This window comes from Paenibacillus sp. NPDC058898, assembly GCF_049316025.1.
Taxonomy (GTDB): Bacteria; Bacillota; Bacilli; order Paenibacillales; family Paenibacillaceae; genus Paenibacillus_AQ.
The window spans coordinates 82,978-98,648 of record NZ_JBMOSM010000013.1 but is presented as its reverse complement, the minus strand read 5'-3'; the positions used below and the strand labels follow the sequence as shown (position 1 = coordinate 98,648).

At 48.6% G+C, this 15,671-nt stretch carries 15 protein-coding genes; 12 read left to right on the top strand and 3 right to left on the bottom strand.

The genetic code is table 11. The annotated features are described in order from the left end of the window. Position 1 precedes the first annotated feature (1 nt). The 7 genes from ACOZB4_RS27125 (at position 2) to ACOZB4_RS27095 (ending at position 7,668) form a co-directional block, all read left to right on the top strand. Positions 2 to 1,204: a glycosyltransferase gene (locus ACOZB4_RS27125; protein WP_379411297.1), complete on the top strand. Its 1,203-nt coding sequence runs from the start codon at positions 2 to 4 to the stop codon at positions 1,202 to 1,204. Positions 1,205 to 1,226: 22 nt separating this feature from the next. Continuing rightward, complete coding sequence (locus ACOZB4_RS27120; protein WP_379411294.1) at positions 1,227 to 2,255, top strand: glycosyltransferase family protein; 1,029 nt, start codon at positions 1,227 to 1,229, stop codon at positions 2,253 to 2,255. 26 nt (positions 2,256 to 2,281) lie between these two features. Then, positions 2,282 to 3,415: a DegT/DnrJ/EryC1/StrS family aminotransferase gene (locus ACOZB4_RS27115; RefSeq protein ID WP_379411291.1), complete on the top strand. Its 1,134-nt coding sequence runs from the start codon at positions 2,282 to 2,284 to the stop codon at positions 3,413 to 3,415. Then, entirely contained in the window at positions 3,412 to 4,587 is a 1,176-nt protein-coding gene (locus ACOZB4_RS27110) for an ATP-grasp domain-containing protein (protein WP_379411288.1), read from the top strand. Before ACOZB4_RS27115 ends, ACOZB4_RS27110 begins: the two co-directional genes overlap by 4 nt. A gap of 170 nt (positions 4,588 to 4,757) precedes the next feature. Then, a complete protein-coding gene (gene rfbC, locus ACOZB4_RS27105) occupies positions 4,758 to 5,315 on the top strand; it encodes a dTDP-4-dehydrorhamnose 3,5-epimerase (protein WP_379411285.1) in 558 nt (185 codons plus the stop codon). Positions 5,316 to 5,321: 6 nt separating this feature from the next. Beyond that, on the top strand, positions 5,322 to 6,305 hold the full coding sequence (gene rfbB, locus ACOZB4_RS27100; RefSeq protein ID WP_379411282.1) for a dTDP-glucose 4,6-dehydratase: 984 nt from the start codon (positions 5,322 to 5,324) through the stop codon (positions 6,303 to 6,305). A 211-nt stretch (positions 6,306 to 6,516) separates the two neighbouring features. After that, positions 6,517 to 7,668 (top strand): YhcN/YlaJ family sporulation lipoprotein, encoded by a 1,152-nt coding sequence (locus ACOZB4_RS27095; RefSeq protein ID WP_379411279.1) that lies wholly within the window; start codon positions 6,517 to 6,519, stop codon positions 7,666 to 7,668. A gap of 96 nt (positions 7,669 to 7,764) precedes the next feature. On the opposite strand, the gene nagA is transcribed toward ACOZB4_RS27095, so the two are convergent. The 3 genes from nagA to ACOZB4_RS27080 are packed head-to-tail and all read right to left on the bottom strand — an operon-like array spanning position 7,765 to position 10,556. Continuing rightward, positions 7,765 to 8,952: an N-acetylglucosamine-6-phosphate deacetylase gene (gene nagA / locus ACOZB4_RS27090; protein ID WP_379411277.1), complete on the bottom strand. Its 1,188-nt coding sequence runs from the start codon at positions 8,950 to 8,952 to the stop codon at positions 7,765 to 7,767. Next, a complete protein-coding gene (gene nagB / locus ACOZB4_RS27085) occupies positions 8,949 to 9,677 on the bottom strand; it encodes a glucosamine-6-phosphate deaminase (protein WP_379411273.1) in 729 nt (242 codons plus the stop codon). Before nagB ends, nagA begins: the two co-directional genes overlap by 4 nt. A 3-nt stretch (positions 9,678 to 9,680) precedes the next feature. Then, a complete protein-coding gene (locus tag ACOZB4_RS27080) occupies positions 9,681 to 10,556 on the bottom strand; it encodes a MurR/RpiR family transcriptional regulator (RefSeq protein WP_076323073.1) in 876 nt (291 codons plus the stop codon). A gap of 290 nt (positions 10,557 to 10,846) precedes the next feature. Between ACOZB4_RS27080 and ACOZB4_RS27075 the strand changes: the two genes are divergently transcribed. The 5 genes from ACOZB4_RS27075 (at position 10,847) to ACOZB4_RS27055 (ending at position 15,644) form a co-directional block, all read left to right on the top strand. After that, a complete protein-coding gene (locus ACOZB4_RS27075; RefSeq protein WP_006208732.1) occupies positions 10,847 to 11,071 on the top strand; it encodes a helix-turn-helix domain-containing protein in 225 nt (74 codons plus the stop codon). A 275-nt stretch (positions 11,072 to 11,346) separates the two neighbouring features. Continuing rightward, on the top strand, positions 11,347 to 11,619 hold the full coding sequence (locus tag ACOZB4_RS27070; RefSeq protein WP_379411269.1) for a hypothetical protein: 273 nt from the start codon (positions 11,347 to 11,349) through the stop codon (positions 11,617 to 11,619). A gap of 36 nt (positions 11,620 to 11,655) precedes the next feature. After that, positions 11,656 to 13,449: a cache domain-containing sensor histidine kinase gene (locus ACOZB4_RS27065; RefSeq protein ID WP_379411266.1), complete on the top strand. Its 1,794-nt coding sequence runs from the start codon at positions 11,656 to 11,658 to the stop codon at positions 13,447 to 13,449. Further along, positions 13,424 to 14,209 carry a response regulator transcription factor gene (locus ACOZB4_RS27060; protein WP_379411262.1) on the top strand — a complete coding sequence of 262 codons (786 nt, stop codon included), beginning with the start codon at positions 13,424 to 13,426 and terminating at the stop codon, positions 14,207 to 14,209. Before ACOZB4_RS27065 ends, ACOZB4_RS27060 begins: the two co-directional genes overlap by 26 nt. A gap of 115 nt (positions 14,210 to 14,324) precedes the next feature. Continuing rightward, positions 14,325 to 15,644 carry an extracellular solute-binding protein gene (locus ACOZB4_RS27055; RefSeq protein ID WP_379411259.1) on the top strand — a complete coding sequence of 440 codons (1,320 nt, stop codon included), beginning with the start codon at positions 14,325 to 14,327 and terminating at the stop codon, positions 15,642 to 15,644. The last annotated feature ends 27 nt before the right edge of the window (positions 15,645 to 15,671 follow it).

Sequence of the window (15,671 nt, the reverse complement as noted above, 5' to 3'; positions counted from 1 at the left end):
GATGGCTTTAAGAAAAAAAACAAGGCCTCGAAAGCGAGTTGGAAAAGGAAAACGTCGACCTGTTCGTCTTAGCGCATATCAAATAGGGAGTTTGGATGGTTTTCAGCGAGGAAAAAAGGAAGGTTTTGCACAAGGGCGCGCGGAAGCCCAGAAGAGGTCTCATAACGCTGTGGCCGTTATCGAGTCGGAACTGCCAAAGATGGATGTTCTCGTTATCGCGGCAGGCATGATACCTTCGCTTGAAATCGGCGTTATTCAGCCCCTTAATGCACTGAAAAAACAAGAAAATCTGCAATTCGACGTGAAATTGGAAACCGATGTGACCCATGAAATGGTTGCTGCCGCAAACACGATCGTATTTGTTCGTAATGTTGAGCCAGCGGCTTATGCATTACTGGAGATGGCCCATCAGCTGAAAAAAAGGACGGTATATGTTATTGATGATAATTTTTTGGAGATTCAGCCGACGACTTCAGTGGGGGAATATTATAACGATCCGATCCGAAGAGAGACGTTTATTAAGTTTTTGAAAAACACGCAAATCATTAAAGTAGATGCGCCTGATCTCGGCACCTATATTCATGAGCGATACAATAGACATGTCATTTATTTTCCTGCCAGCATTGATTTTGAGTGGCTGGATCAGAACGACAGGGGAGACAAGAGTCAGGAGCAAGTTGTCATCGGTTATGCAGGAGGGGACAAAGAGGAAGATTTCGTTCCCGTCATTTCCGCTCTGAACAAAATTCTGGATTATTACGGGGGATTTGTGAGTTTGGAATTTTTTGGCTACCTTCCGCCTTCATTGGCGGAACATCCAAGCGTTAAGTATGAAGGCGGGGGGATGGAATACAAGGAATTCATGAAGAAATTAAATCAAAGCAACTGGAACATCGGAATTGCGCCCCTCGCCAACAATTCATTTAACAAAGGCAAAACGAATACGAAATTCCGTGAATACGGCGCCTGCGGTATTCCGGGTATATACTCGAAGTCTCCTGTTTATATGCATTGGGTCGAGCAAGGGGAAACAGGCTACCTAGTTGAGCATAACGAGGAGCATTGGTATGAGGGAATCAAGGCCATGATCGAAGATCCAGCGATGCGGCAGCGAATCAAGGAGAATGCGCAAAGGGCAGCTCGGCAGCATTTTGCGCTTCAGACATGCATCGATAACTGGAAGAAATTCATATTCAAAACGTAAAATCGGGGGAGAGAGCGGGAACATGGGGAAAAGAGGGGATATAAACGTTCTCATCATCGGATCGGATAAAATCGCATCCTATAAAATCGGTATTGAGCAGCCGCTTCGCCATCTGCAGAAGATGGGAGTCTGCGAATTTGACGTCAGATCCGATAATGAGATGGACAGATCAAGGCTGGCTGATGCGGATATCGTGCTCTTCTTCCGAACGGTTCAGCCTGAAGCATATAAGTTTCTGGAGATGGCCCGGGAGATGGGGAAAAAAACGGTGTATGTTATCGACGACCATTTTATCGCGATGTCTCCGGGGTCGGATATGGGAAGATACTATCATGATTCCTCACGAAGAAAGGCGTATGTTAATTTTCTGAAAAACGCTCAAATCGTAAAGGTAGCTTCCGGTTTTTTTGCCAAACATCTTGATACGCATTTTAGTCCCCAGAAAATCGTCTGTTTTCCGGGAAGCGTTGATTTCGCTGCTATCTCCGGATTGAGAAAGAAACGCAAGGAAGAAGGTAAAGTTGTGATCGGGTATGAAGGTGGAAAAAAACAGGCGGCTTTTGAACCGGTTACCAGTGCATTGATTAAAATCATCGAGAAATATGGGGATAAAATCAAAATGGAGTTCTGCGGGTATGTTCCTGATGAACTCAGAGAGAAGCCACAGGTCTTTGCGGAATCCTATGACGAGAACTATAAAAACTTTCTAAAGCGTCTCTACCGGTCCAACTGGGATATCGGGTTGGCGCCGTTGGAACGAACGCTGCTGCATGATTGCAAAAGCAACAATAAATTCCGTGAGTATTCCGCCTGTAGGATTCCGGGCATTTATACTTCCTCTCCAGCGTACGAAGAATGGGTAACCGGGAAGGAAAACGGTCTGATTGTTTCCGGTACTAGTGATGATTGGTATGAAGCTATGGTCCAACTGATAGAACAGCCAGAACTGCGTCAGAACATTGCAGACCATGCCGAACAAGTAGCATGGGCAAATTTTTCAGTGGAAGCTTGCGCCGAACGATGGCGCTCACAAATTCTAATGTCGGAATAACGAGGATAACGAAAGGGGAGGTTCACTTGGACCATAAGCTGATACCTGTTCTTCAACCGAGTATAGGTCAAGAGGAAATTGACGCTGTGTCGGATGTTTTACGGTCCGGATGGCTTGGTCTTGGCCCCAGAACGGAACAGTTTGAGCAAGAATTTGCCAAGTATGTCGGCAGTCGTTTTGCGGTTGCTCTTAACTCCGGTACGGCTGCGCTCCATCTAGCCATGGACATTTTAGGGATTGGGCCCGGTGACGAAGTAATCGTTCCTTCCATCACGTTCATATCCACAGTCCATGCGGTTAGCTATGTGGGAGCAACGCCGGTTTTTGCGGATATTGAACCCGATACGATGAACATATCTCCGGCAGATATCGAACGGAAGATTACGGATAAAACAAAGGCAATTATCGTTGTTCACATGGGCGGGCATCCCTGCGACATGGATACGATCCATGAGTTGGCGAATTCCAGAGGCATCAAGGTAGTGGAAGATGCTGCGCATGCGTGCGGCGCGGAATATAAAGGCAAAAAGATTGGCTCCATCAGCGATATCACCTGCTTCAGTTTTCACGCCGTCAAAAATTTGACGAGTGGTGAAGGCGGCGCAATCACCTGCAATACCGAGTGGATGAACCGTAAGCTGCGTGAGAAGAGGTGGGTTGGCATTTCACGCGATACGTGGATACGGTCGTCACATGAGAAGGTGTATGCATGGCAGTATTTCGTTGATGACGTAGGATACAAATATCATATGAACGACATGCAGGCTGCCATCGGGCTCGTTCAGTTAAATAAGCTGAGCCAATTGAACGGAAGACGAAAAGAAATAGCGGCTCGTTACCAATCCGAACTGAAGGATTTGGAATGGCTGGAACTTCCTCATGAACAGCCGTATGCTCAAAGCTCCTGGCATTTGTTCCAGGTTAAATTCAGCAAGGAAAGCCAGAGGGACCGTATGATTGACCACTTGCAGGAACACAATATCGCGACGGGCGTCCATTATTATCCGTGCCATCTGCATCCGAGCTACCTGCATCTAAAAGCGATCGTGCCGCTCTCCTCAGAGATCTGGAAAAGAATTCTGACCCTTCCTATTCATCCGAACATTACGGAGGAGGACTTGGATCGGATCATAACCCGTATAAGGGAGTTTAAGCCATGAGAAAACTGTTGGTTCTAGGTGCGGGAATCTCCCAGGTCCCATTAATTGAAACCGCGAAAAGAATGGGATTATACGTTATTGTTGTGAGCCGCCAAGGAAACTATCCCGGGTTTGCCAAGGCAGACAAGGTTTACTACGAGGATACGACCCATATGGATAAGATTGTCGAAATCGCCCGGCATGAAGGAATTCATGGAATCTGTACAACGGGTACGGACGTGGCCGTCAAGTCGGTTGGCAAAGTCGTGGATGAATTGGGAGTTAGCGGATTGAGTTATGAGTCCGCTCAACTCTCCTCAAATAAATGGAAGATGAAACAGGCCTTTATGAAACATGGCGTAAGAACAGCCCGGTTTCTAAAGGTCACAACTTTAGAGGAAGCTTACAGCGCTTTCGAAGTATTGTCGCCGCCGCTTATCTTTAAGGCAGTGGACGGGGGAGCAAGCAAGGGCATTGTGAAGGTTTCGGATATCGCCCATGTGGAATACGCATTTGAAACCGTGCGGAAGGATACGAAACTGGATTTTTTCATCGTTGAAGAGTTTATTGAAGGAACCGAGTTCGGCGCACAGGCATTCGTCTACGATAACCAAATTCAATTCATCATGCCGCACGGGGATTTCGTCTTTTATGGGGATACTGGTGTTCCCATCGGTCATTATGTCCCATATGAATTGCCCGAAGAAGTGCAGCAAGATCTGTTTTTCCAGTTGAAACAAAGTATCGAAGCGCTGGAATTAAATCATTGCGCAATCAATGCGGATTTTATTTTGAAAGACGGGCATGTGTATGTTCTTGAAATCGGAGGCAGAGCAGGAGCTACATGCTTACCCGAACTGGTGTCCACTTTCTATGGATACGATTACTATGAGCAGATCATCAAGGCTGCTCTTCGTATGAATCCGTCATTTCCCTCTCATACTTCACAGCCTTGTGCGTGTGAACTACTGATCTCCGATAAAGATGGGGATATTACTGGACTTGAGAACGGAAATGATCAGCATGAGAATATTATTCAAATATCATTTGATTATCATATAGGCGAGAAGGTAAATAAATTCAGGGTTGGCACAGACCGAATCGGCCAGATCATCGTGAAAGGGGACCGTTTGGAAGAAGTGCTAAGCCTGCTGGAAGAAGTTAAAGAGAAGATAAGAATCGACTTAGGATAGATCTCATATATATCATATCGAAATCTCGATCTGCAGCAGCGATCGGGATTTTTGCATGGGGGAGCGCATTGCCTATATCTTAATTTGGGATTAGACATATAAATAATTGAGAGAGCGGCAACCGACGTTTTCGGTAAAGCTCTCTCTAATCCATGTACCGGAGGCAGCAGATGAAAATCACGGATACAAAGCTCCAAGGCGTGAAACGGATTGAACCGGCCGTTCACCAAGACCATCGGGGATTTTTTATGGAAAGTTTCAATGATCGAGTTCTTAAAGGATGCGGCATTAACGACCATTTTATTCAGGATAATCACTCGATGTCACGTGAGGCGGGTGTTATTAGAGGACTGCATTACCAACTGTCTCCCGAGGGACAGACGAAATTGATCCGCGTTGTAAGCGGGGCGATCTATGATGTGGTCGTTGATATTCGGTCGGGCTCTCCTACCTATGGACAATGGCAAGGTTTTATCTTATCTGCAGCCAATTGCCTTCAACTTCTCGTTCCCAAAGGATTTGCCCATGGTTTTTGTACCCTTGTTCACGATACGGAGGTCATATACAAGGTCGATGCCTACTATTCGCCAGAGCATGATCGAGGTATAGCCTGGAACGATCCGAATCTTAATATCGACTGGCCTGTGAACAAACCTGTTCTCTCAGACAAAGATTCAAAGCATCCTCGATTGGCTTTGGCAGAAAATAACTATATATACGAGGGGTGAGGTGGCATGAAGATCGTTGTCACAGGCGGTGCGGGATTTATAGGCAGTAACTTTATACGATATATGCTGTCTCAACATCCGCATGACGAATTTATTAATGTGGATAAACTAACGTATGCCGGCAATTCAGGAAATCTGAGCGAAGTGCGAACGAATCCTAAATATCGTTTTGTGAAAGCGGATATCAGAGACCGGGCAGCTTTAGAACCCCTCTTTAAGGAGGGGGTCGATGCGGTAGTAAATTTTGCAGCTGAGTCTCATGTCGATCGAAGCATAGTGCAGCCTGAATTATTTGTCATGACGAATGTGATTGGAACTCAGACGCTCCTCGATTTGTCCAGGCAATATGGTGTCTGCAAGTTTGTTCAGGTTTCTACGGATGAAGTTTACGGAACGCTTGGAGCCAATGGATTATTTACCGAAGAATCACCGCTTCAACCCAACAGTCCTTATTCTGCAAGCAAAGCAGGCGCCGATTTGCTTGTTCGAGCTTATTATGAGACGTTTGGATTACCGATCAATATTACTCGCTGTTCAAATAATTACGGCCCATATCAGTATCCTGAAAAGCTAATACCGCTTATCATCTACAATGCTTTGCATAACAAGCCCCTTCCGGTGTATGGGGACGGTTTGAACGTACGCGATTGGCTGTACGTAGAAGATCATTGCCGGGCAATCGATCTGGTTTTGCGCCAAGGCGTTGATGGAGAAATATATAATATTGGAGGACACAATGAACGGAATAATTTGCAGGTCATCCGAACGATCCTGACTGAACTGAACAAACCTGAATCATTGATTCAGCACATTGAAGATCGCTTAGGACATGATCGTCGTTATGCGATTAATGCTGATAAGATAAGGAAGGAGCTTGGCTGGACTCCCCAATATAATTATGAAAGCGGCATTCGTGCGACGATCCGATGGTATCAGGACAACATAGCTTGGCTTGAACAAGTGCGAACACCGCTTGAAGAGGGTGATTAACAGGGCTTGCCCTGATTTCGTTTAACTGAATAAACCAGGGCATTATAATGTAATGAAACACCGATGCTGAATGCTTTAATCGGCGTTTTCGGTGCATAAAAGGTCTAGTCAGCATTTATCTTCCATGTTAAAACCTTTCAGCATACCGGCTCTGCTGCAAGGTCATCCTATACGATGTTAACACACTCACTATAGAGATGGAGGATGAATCATGATTAAGTCCAAAGCCCTCAACCTGACCGTCTCCACAGCATTGCTGCTTAGTATGGCTGCGGTAGCAGGGTGCGGTAACACTACTGACGGCAAAACGACGCGTACCCAAAGTGTGGACGGTGGCCGTGTCGGTGTGAAATCCGTGCGGAATAATAACCTGCACGTGCGAAGCACGCAACAGCATGACCTGACGCACCTGAAGTACAGCAAAACGTTGTCCAAAAAGGTGTCTGATCTTGGCGTTGGTACAGCACATGTATTTGTGACCAACCACAACGCCTACGTTTCACTTTCCAAGGATGGCGCGCACACCAACAACATTGACGGTCATGTAACGGGTATGAGCACTCCAAACCGTTATACAGACGGCCGGACGACGACAGGCATGAACAGAACAAATGTTAGGAACCGTACGTTCGGAACTTCAAGCACGGGCAGCGTTGGCCTTCTGAACAACATGGCTAGGGGTACAGAACGTGTCGTGGGAAAAACCACACGTGCTGTAGAAAACACAACAGGCCTTGGTCGCACTGCTGATAACCGCGGCTTCGGTGTAAACGGAACGACCACCCATGGCGGATTTGGCGGCAGCAATTATAATACGTTAAACGGAACACGCACGAATGGACTTATGGGTACTAACGGCACACGCACTGATGGAATTATGGGAACACGCACTGACGGACTTATGGGAACACGCACTGATGGACTTATGGGTACTGACGGTATACGAACCAACAGCCTTACAGGAACTAGGGGAACGACTAATAACACTTATATGGGAACAGGCATCAATGGCGTTCCTTATGGAACTTACAACAATAACAACATGGGTATGATGAGCACTCGTGAAGAGGTTCCTCAGCATGTTCATAATGAAATAACGAACAAGATTCGCAAAACCGCTCCACATATCAGTCAAGTATATGTTTCCACAGATGAAGGATTTTATCAGCATGCCCGTCGTTTTGGAACGGATGGTCATGCAGCGAAAACGGTTGGTACGCTTTCGCGCGATTTCGGCACATGGATTAACCGCGTATTCCCGCTTCATGTTGGCGGTCGTGACGGAATGAACGATACCCGCGGCAACCTGATGAAGAATGATACGGATGACGGTTGGTTTGGCGGTAATCGTAACAGCCGGTAAAACCTCAATACCAAAAGGAGCTGCCCTTTAGGAATGAAATTATCCCTAAAAAGGCAGCTCCTTTGCTTTGCTTGCTATAGACAATCATCAATCAGATTAATGTTTGCGTTGTCCTTGAATCCAAACGCCTTGAAGCTCTAGATCACTTGAAAGGACTAGTACGTCAGCAAGCTTGCCGACTTCAAGCGAGCCTGTAAGATCAGCGATGCCGATTTTTGCGGCGGGATTCAGACTTCCGACGCGGGAAGCCTGTTCGATGCTCAATCCAACCTCTCGGACCAACAGCTGAAAGCCTTTGATCATCGTCAGCGTACTGCCAGCCAGACTGTCCCTGTTGCTCTTGAGCGTGGCGATGCCGTTCTCCACAACAACCGGCAGGTCACCCAGCGTATATTCGCCGTCAGCCATACCGGTAGCGGACATCGCATCGGTAATCAGAATTAGATTTCCGTCCTGCTTCATACGGGCTAGAATCCGAATGGCAGCGGGGTGAACATGGATACCATCGGCAATAATCTCGCAGCTTAAGCGATCATCACTCAGCATTGCGCCCACCACGCCAGGCTTGCGGTGATGCAATCCTGTCATCGCATTAAACGTATGCACGCCATGGCTAAGACCTGCTTCCACGGCGGCTTCGACTTCCTCATAGGTGGCATCCGTATGCCCCAGAGCGGCTACGATCCCGTGGTTGTTCAGCCAAGAGATGGCCTCTAACGCTCCCTCACGCTCCGGTGCCAGCGTCACCTGGCGAACCAGGTCAGGGTAAGTGGATACCCACTCTTCCAGCCAATCGATATTAGCATGGACGATATGCTCCGGATTTTGTGCGCCAGGCCATTTTGGACTGATAAAAGGGCCTTCCAGATGTACGCCTACCAGTCTTGTGTAAGGCATATCTTGGCTCTGGTAGTCGTTAACTTCTTGCAATACATGGTCGATGGCTGCCTTAGGGGCCGTCATTGTGGTAGCAAGCATGGCCGTAGTGCCCTGAGAGCTGTGGAACGACGTGATTTTATCCAGGACATCCTTGGTGGCATCCATGAAATCTTCACCGTTACCCCCGTGTACGTGGATATCAATAAAACCGGGAATAATGTAACCATCCGGTTGATTGATCACTTCCGCTGCTGCCTGCTTCAGATCAGCAGGGAGCCCGGAAGTATCACCGGCGTATGAAATGCTCTCTCCTTGAATGGCCAGCACGCCGTCTTTGCAGATGCCGTTTGGCGTCAGGACTTGACCATACAGCAGTTGGACAGATTCTTTTCGTTCGCCACTCATACCAGGAGTCTCCCTGCGCCTTGATCCAGAAGGACAACCACGTTCGGATGACATTGAAGCAGCGATGCCGGACACTCTGTGGTAATCGGTCCTTTCAATGCGCGGTGAACAATTTCCGCTTTATCCTCACCGCGGACGAGAAGAAGGATTTGACGGGCTTTCAGGATCGTAGCAACACCCATCGTAATCGCATGGGTTGGCACATCATCCAGGGTAGGGAAGAACCTTGCGTTGGCGTGACGTGTTTTCTCCTGCAGCTCAACCACATGCGTACCGCCGCTTAAGGATTCGCCAGGTTCGTTGAAACCGATATGTCCGTTATGTCCAAGGCCTAGAAGCTGGAGATCAACCGGGCCGAATTCTTCCAGCATTTTATCGTAATTCAAGCATTCTTCTTCCGGATTGGTGGCATTGCCGTTTGGTACATGGGTCCGTTCGATCTGGATGTCCACATGATTAAAGAACTTCTCATTCATGAAGGTGCGGTAGCTCTCCGGATGATTCTCGGGAAGGCCTACATATTCATCCAAATTATATGTTGTGGTTTGGGCGAAGCTGACCAGGCCTTGACGATTCATTTCAATCAGCTTGTTATAGAGCCCGACCGGCGTGCTTCCTGTAGCCAGTCCCAGTGTGGCGCGGGGATTGGTGTGGAGCAGGCTGGAGATCTGGTTAGCGGCTGTTTGTACAAATTGTTCTTCATCGCTGAATGTGTAAATATTCATTGGTTATTGTCCTCCTCGGCTTTTGCGATAGTTTTGAACATTAAGATATGATTGCTCCAGACGGGGAACATACGTAGAGAAGTCCCGACTGGCCATACCCATGAACAGGATGTCAATAATGTGAAGCTGGGCGATACGCGAAGCCATGTCTCCCCGGCGCATTCCTTCCTCTAATGAAGATGAATACAGTGTGATGTCTGCCAGAGCGGAGATGGCACTGCTTCGGTACGACGTGATGCTGACCGTGAAGGCGCCGGCGTCTTTGGCACAATTCAACGCATCGATGGTCTCCGGCGTTTCGCCGGAGTATGAAACAGCCACGGCAACATCGCTTGAAGTCAGTGTGGATGCTGATGTGATCTGCATATGCGAATCTGCAAAAGCCGTGCAGTTTTTGCCGATCCGGATCAGCTTCTGGTAGAAGTCCTGTGCTACAATGGAAGAGGTGGCCACTCCGTACAGATCAATGCGCTTCGCGCGGCATAGGGCATCCACGGCACGCTCCAGCTGACCCAGATCGAGCAGCTCTGTCGTATCCCGGATCGAAGTCAGATGATTGGATTCAATCGCCTCAACGATGCCGGCAAGCGGGTTGCCGGCAACGATATCCTGGTAGCGCGTATTTCCCGTGCGCGAAGCCATCTCGGCATGAGCGATCTCGGCGGCAAGCTTGAGCTTAAAATCAGGATACCCCTTACACTGAAAGTTCTTACAAAAACGGGTTACAGTGGCAGCGCTGACCTCACACTGCTCTGCAAGATCTTTAATGCCCATATGCACAATCTCGGATGGAGCTGTCAAAATAAACTCTGCGAGTCGTCGTTCCTGACGGGGCAGACTTTCCTTTTCGACAGAAATAATATGCAAGATTGGTGTCATCAAAAGCCTCCTTCAAGGTTCCCGGTGAGCTTATTGCCTGGGCATAACGAATGGGATTCTCATTTTGAAAATAATTTTTAAAAATATGAAAAAATAAAGAAAATAATTTTTACACCCCCATCATAGACCAACTTACGAGAGGAAGCAAGGACAAAAATCGCCATTATGGACCAATCGCCCAAATTGTTCACCTTATTCGCACCTTCTCTCCTGATCTGACATAAGATGAGTTGACTGTATCCCTTACCCTTGTTAGACCACACATACCCGGGCAAGGAGGGGTGACACCATTGAAGGGGACCGACCACAACAGTAAGTTCTTGTTAACCCACCGTGAACGCGAAGTTTTTGAATTGCTAGTGCAGGACAAAACGACTCGCGATATCGCCGGGCAGTTGTTTATTAGCGAAAAGACGGTGCGTAACCACATCTCCAATGTCATGCAAAAATTAAACGTCAAGGGCCGTTCGCAAGCTGTCGTTGAGTTGATAAAACTCGGTGAGTTGAAGATCTGACACCATGCCGGTTGCATGAACGAAAGCACAGCGAAAGCCTTCCTTCCCGTAGCAACGGGAGTGAGAAGGCTTTTTTGTGTTTTCATTCCGGGAAAATATATTCTGTGATTGGAAATGGTAGGAACCGCCATGACAAATAGAGATATGTTAAAATGTTCGCAGTTGGTATTAGTTGTAGCATTCGTCGTTTATACGTGATCATGGGGTGCGAATCTGCTAATCGTTTGGTAGCTATTTTGTACAAATAGCCTGTACATGTCGGAGGTGAAATAAACATGGGATGGATGATCGGGATGATGGCCGGAGTGGTTCTTGTTCTTCTTGTATTTGTAGGGTTCAGGCGCAAGAAAAGCAGCGGAAGTGAGCGTAATGTCATTCATTTGAAAACAAAAACGCGGACCCGCAGCGGACAGGATGGACAAGCGTGCAGTAAATGCCGCCGCAAGCGCCAATTAATCTTTTGCGCGGATGACTCCGGCGCTGTAAGAGGGCTGTGCACCGATTGCAAAAGAGAGCTTGAACGGCATCAGGAATTATATCCCCTATAGTGAATAACAGTTCCCAATCGAAAGGGAGTGCAGAACTTGAACAGGTTTGGCAGGCTGAATACACTGCGGAATCAAATTTTCCTTGGATTTATGCTGGTGATGGTTATCGTATTGGCATTGGTCGGGGTGTTTGTATATGATCAGGTTTCGGCCTTGCTGCGCAACAGTGCGGAGAAGCATATTCAGCAGACGGCCGTGCAGGCCACGGGTAAGCTGGATGCGCTGCTCAAGCAGGTGGATACATTGACGGCTCAAGTCTCGACGAACGCAACGGTTCAGCGTTTTCTGGCGCAGGAGACTGCGGGTAAGTCGATTACATTCGGAGAACGGCAGTCCCTTCAACAGGAGGTTCGTAAATATGAAGCCTATGCTACGGGCATCCGGTCGCTGGAATTATATACGAAGGACTATCGGCGGCTGTTTCCGCTGGATGAAGGCCGTCTGACCAGCCGGGTTAGGGGCGATTGGATTGCTGCGGCAGACCAGGGCATGGGGAAGCTGGTATGGTTCGGTCAGGATCCCCGGGATCCGGATGTGGTGGTAGCGGTACGGAGAATCCGTCTGATTGACCATTCCTTTGCCCACGGCGGGTACTTGCTCGTGAAGCTGGAGAAGGACTATTTTGCGCTGGCGGATTCAGCTGGCGGTACGGGCAGCGATTCGCGTGAAACGATGGGATTGTTTGATCAGGCTGGGAATGAAATCTCGTCGGATTTTGTTACCCCGGTGGATGCGAAGGAGGTTTTGCAACGCGAAGGGGAGACGGTTACGCTCGGTCATGAAAATTACATTGCCGTACAGAAACAGTCTGAGGCCACGGGTTGGAACTTGGTCATCTTGACACCTGTCGATTATACGACTGAGGGGATATCGGTGCTGCGAACCGCGATTATCGTATCCGGGGGCGTTGGTGCGCTGCTGTTTCTCATTTTAAGTTTTATTCTGACCACGATGATCATCCGGCCGATTTTGAATCTGATCAAAGCCATGCGCGGCGTGAGGCTGGGGACGCTGAGGCCCATTGCCGTCACCTCGAAGACGATGGAGATCAACGAGCTTAACAATTCATACAACCAGATGGTAGATTCGCTGAACGAATTAATCGAGGTCGTGTATCAGAAGGAAATCATTCAGAGCCGGACAGAACTTAAAGCGCTGCAGGCACAGATCAATCCGCACTTTCTCTTTAACACATTGGAAGCGTTTTATTGGGCGCTGGATGATCAAGGCGAAGAAGAGCTGGCCCAAATCGTGGTTGCGATGTCCGGCTTATTCCGTTACGTCATTAACCGCAAAGACGAGGATGAGTGGGTAACAATCAGGGACGAGCTGGATCATGCTGAACGTTATTTGATGATAATGAAAATGCGGATGCTGGACCGGTTATCCTGGAAAATTGAGGCCGATGAAGCTAGCAAAAGCGTGCCGATTCCGAAGCTGTTGATTCAGCCGATCGTGGAAAATGCGATCCTGCACGGGGTTGAACAGCGATTGGGGCCAGGCGCCGTCATTGTGCGGGCGAATGCCTCCGATCACCCTGGATATACGGTCATTTCGGTTACCGACGACGGCCCCGGAATGGACGAGGAGACGGTGGCCTCTCTTTATTCCTCCATGGAAAAAGGATACACGGAATCTTCTAAAAAAAGCGGTGTCGGCATTGCCAATGTAGAGCAACGAATCCGGTTGTATTACGCTTCCGGACAAGCCGGCCTGCTTATTCACAGCGTGGTGGGTCAGGGAACGACGGTCTCATTTCAAATTCCGAATGATGTTCAGGCTAACGATGTCAAGGGGGAGAAGCATGAAAACGATACTGATCGTGGATGATGAACCGAGAACGAGGGAAGGGGTAAGAAAGACCCTGGAGGCATGGTCGTCTGGCCGCTGCAGAATCGTGACGGCATCAAGCGGCGTAGAGGCGCTGGAGTGGCTGCAGGGACAGGTGGCTCATCTGGTGGTGACGGACATCCGCATGCCGGAAATCGGGGGACTCGAGCTCATAGAGAGATTGCATGAATTAGAGCATCCGCCGGTCATTATTGTCATATCCGGTTATTCGGTATTCGATTATGCCCGGAAAGCGCTGCAATATGGCGTCGTGGATTACCTCCTGAAGCCGCTGGATAAGCGGAAGCTGGTGGCTGCGGTCGAATCGGCTCTGGAACGCCGGGAAAAAATAGATCGGATCGAGCGGATGGAGAAGCTGGTGGATCCCAAACTGCTGGAGACGTCGCAGCAGGATAAGCGCTACAGCATCCAGGTACAGGAAGCCCTGAAGCACGTGGATCAGCATCTTCAGGAGTCGGTATCGCTTAAGGAAGTTGCAGACGTGCTTCATCTGAATTCCAGTTATTTCAGCGTGTTATTCAAAGAGCAGACGGGGCTCACCTTCAGCGAATATCTGACGCGCCGCAGGGTGCAGCGGGCCAAGGAACTGCTGGCGGGCACCTCGCTGCCTGTCGCGGAAATTGCAGAGAAGGTAGGATACCAAACGGCAAAATATTTTGTGAAGGTGTTCCGTGATCTTGAGGAAGTAAGCCCGAGTCAATACCGCCAGAGCGTATCCGATAACGGAGAGGAAATCTAATAAAAGTGGAATTAGTTCCAATCATTATGACCTTATACAATCATCCCCTCACTGATAAAATTTGATTAAAGCGGTTTCAATACGCGAACAGCATACTAGAAAAGGGGTTGTAAACGTGTTCAACAAAAAATGGACGGTTCTGCTTTTAACATTGTGTCTCGCTCTGGTTGCGGCTGGTTGTGGATCGAGCAACAGCAGCACGGGGGATTCAGGTAGCAGCGGCAGCGAAGGCGAGAAAGTTAAGGTGAACTTCATGCACTTATGGCCGGCAGGCGTTTCTGCAGGACAGAACAAAATCGTGAATCAGATCATCGAAGAATATCAAAAAGAGAATCCGAACGTGACGATCAAACAGGAAGTTCTGGATAATGAGCAATACAAAAATAAATTGAAAGTGCTTTCCGCGTCGAACGAGCTTCCGGACGTAGGGGTGACCTGGGCAGCCGGATTCCTGAAGCCTTATGTAGAAGGCAGCTTGTTTGCGCCGGTAGATGATTTGCTGGGGGGTCAGCTTAACGGTAAATTCGTAGCTGGCACGACCGAGGCTTATGCGATTGACGGCAAAACGTATGCGCTTCCACTCGAGTTCAATATCGCGCCGGTATATTACAACAAAACGATATTCGAACAGCTTAACTTGGAAGTGCCGCAAACCTACGAAGAATTCAAGAATGTTGTGAAGGCGCTGTCCGATAACGGGATTGCTCCTATCGCACTAGGCAACAAGGACCGCTGGACCGGTTCGCTCTGGTACATGTACCTGGCAGATCGAATCGGCGGACAAGAAACGCTTGCCAGTGCAATTAGCGGTTCGGGTTCCTTCAAGGATGAATCGCTTGTAAAGGCAGCCGCAGAGGTTCAATCGCTGGTGGATGGCAATGCGTTTGTCAAAGGGTTCAACGGCTTATCCAACGAGGAAGCGAAATCCGAATTCCTGAACGGCAAAGCGGCCATGTACATGATGGGCACCTGGGAACTGCCTAACTTTACGACCAATGAAGAGATCCCGCAAGAGTTCCGCGACAGCGTCGGTTTCTTCAAATTCCCGACGGTTGAAGGCGGCAAAGGCGATATTAACAGCTGGGTAGGCGGACCGGGTGTTGGCTTGTTTATTGGCGAGAACTCCAAGGTGAAAGAGGAATCCAAGAAGTTCGTTGAGTATTTCGTAACCAAGTGGGGCGAGCAGTCAGTTACAGGTGCTGGTGTCATCCCGGCAACGAAGGTGGATACCTCAACGCTTGAGCTTCCACAGCTGTACATCGATCTGTTTGATGAAATGAATCAAGCAAGCAGTATCACCTTGTTCGCGGATGTACAGATGGAGGCGAATGCCGCCGAGACGCATCTGAACATGATCCAGGCGCTCTTCGGCAAAGCCGTAACGCCGGACAAATTCTCCGAAGAGCATGATGCAGCGATCTCCAAAGGGAACTAAGACTCTTTAGGACAACAAAGAAACGGG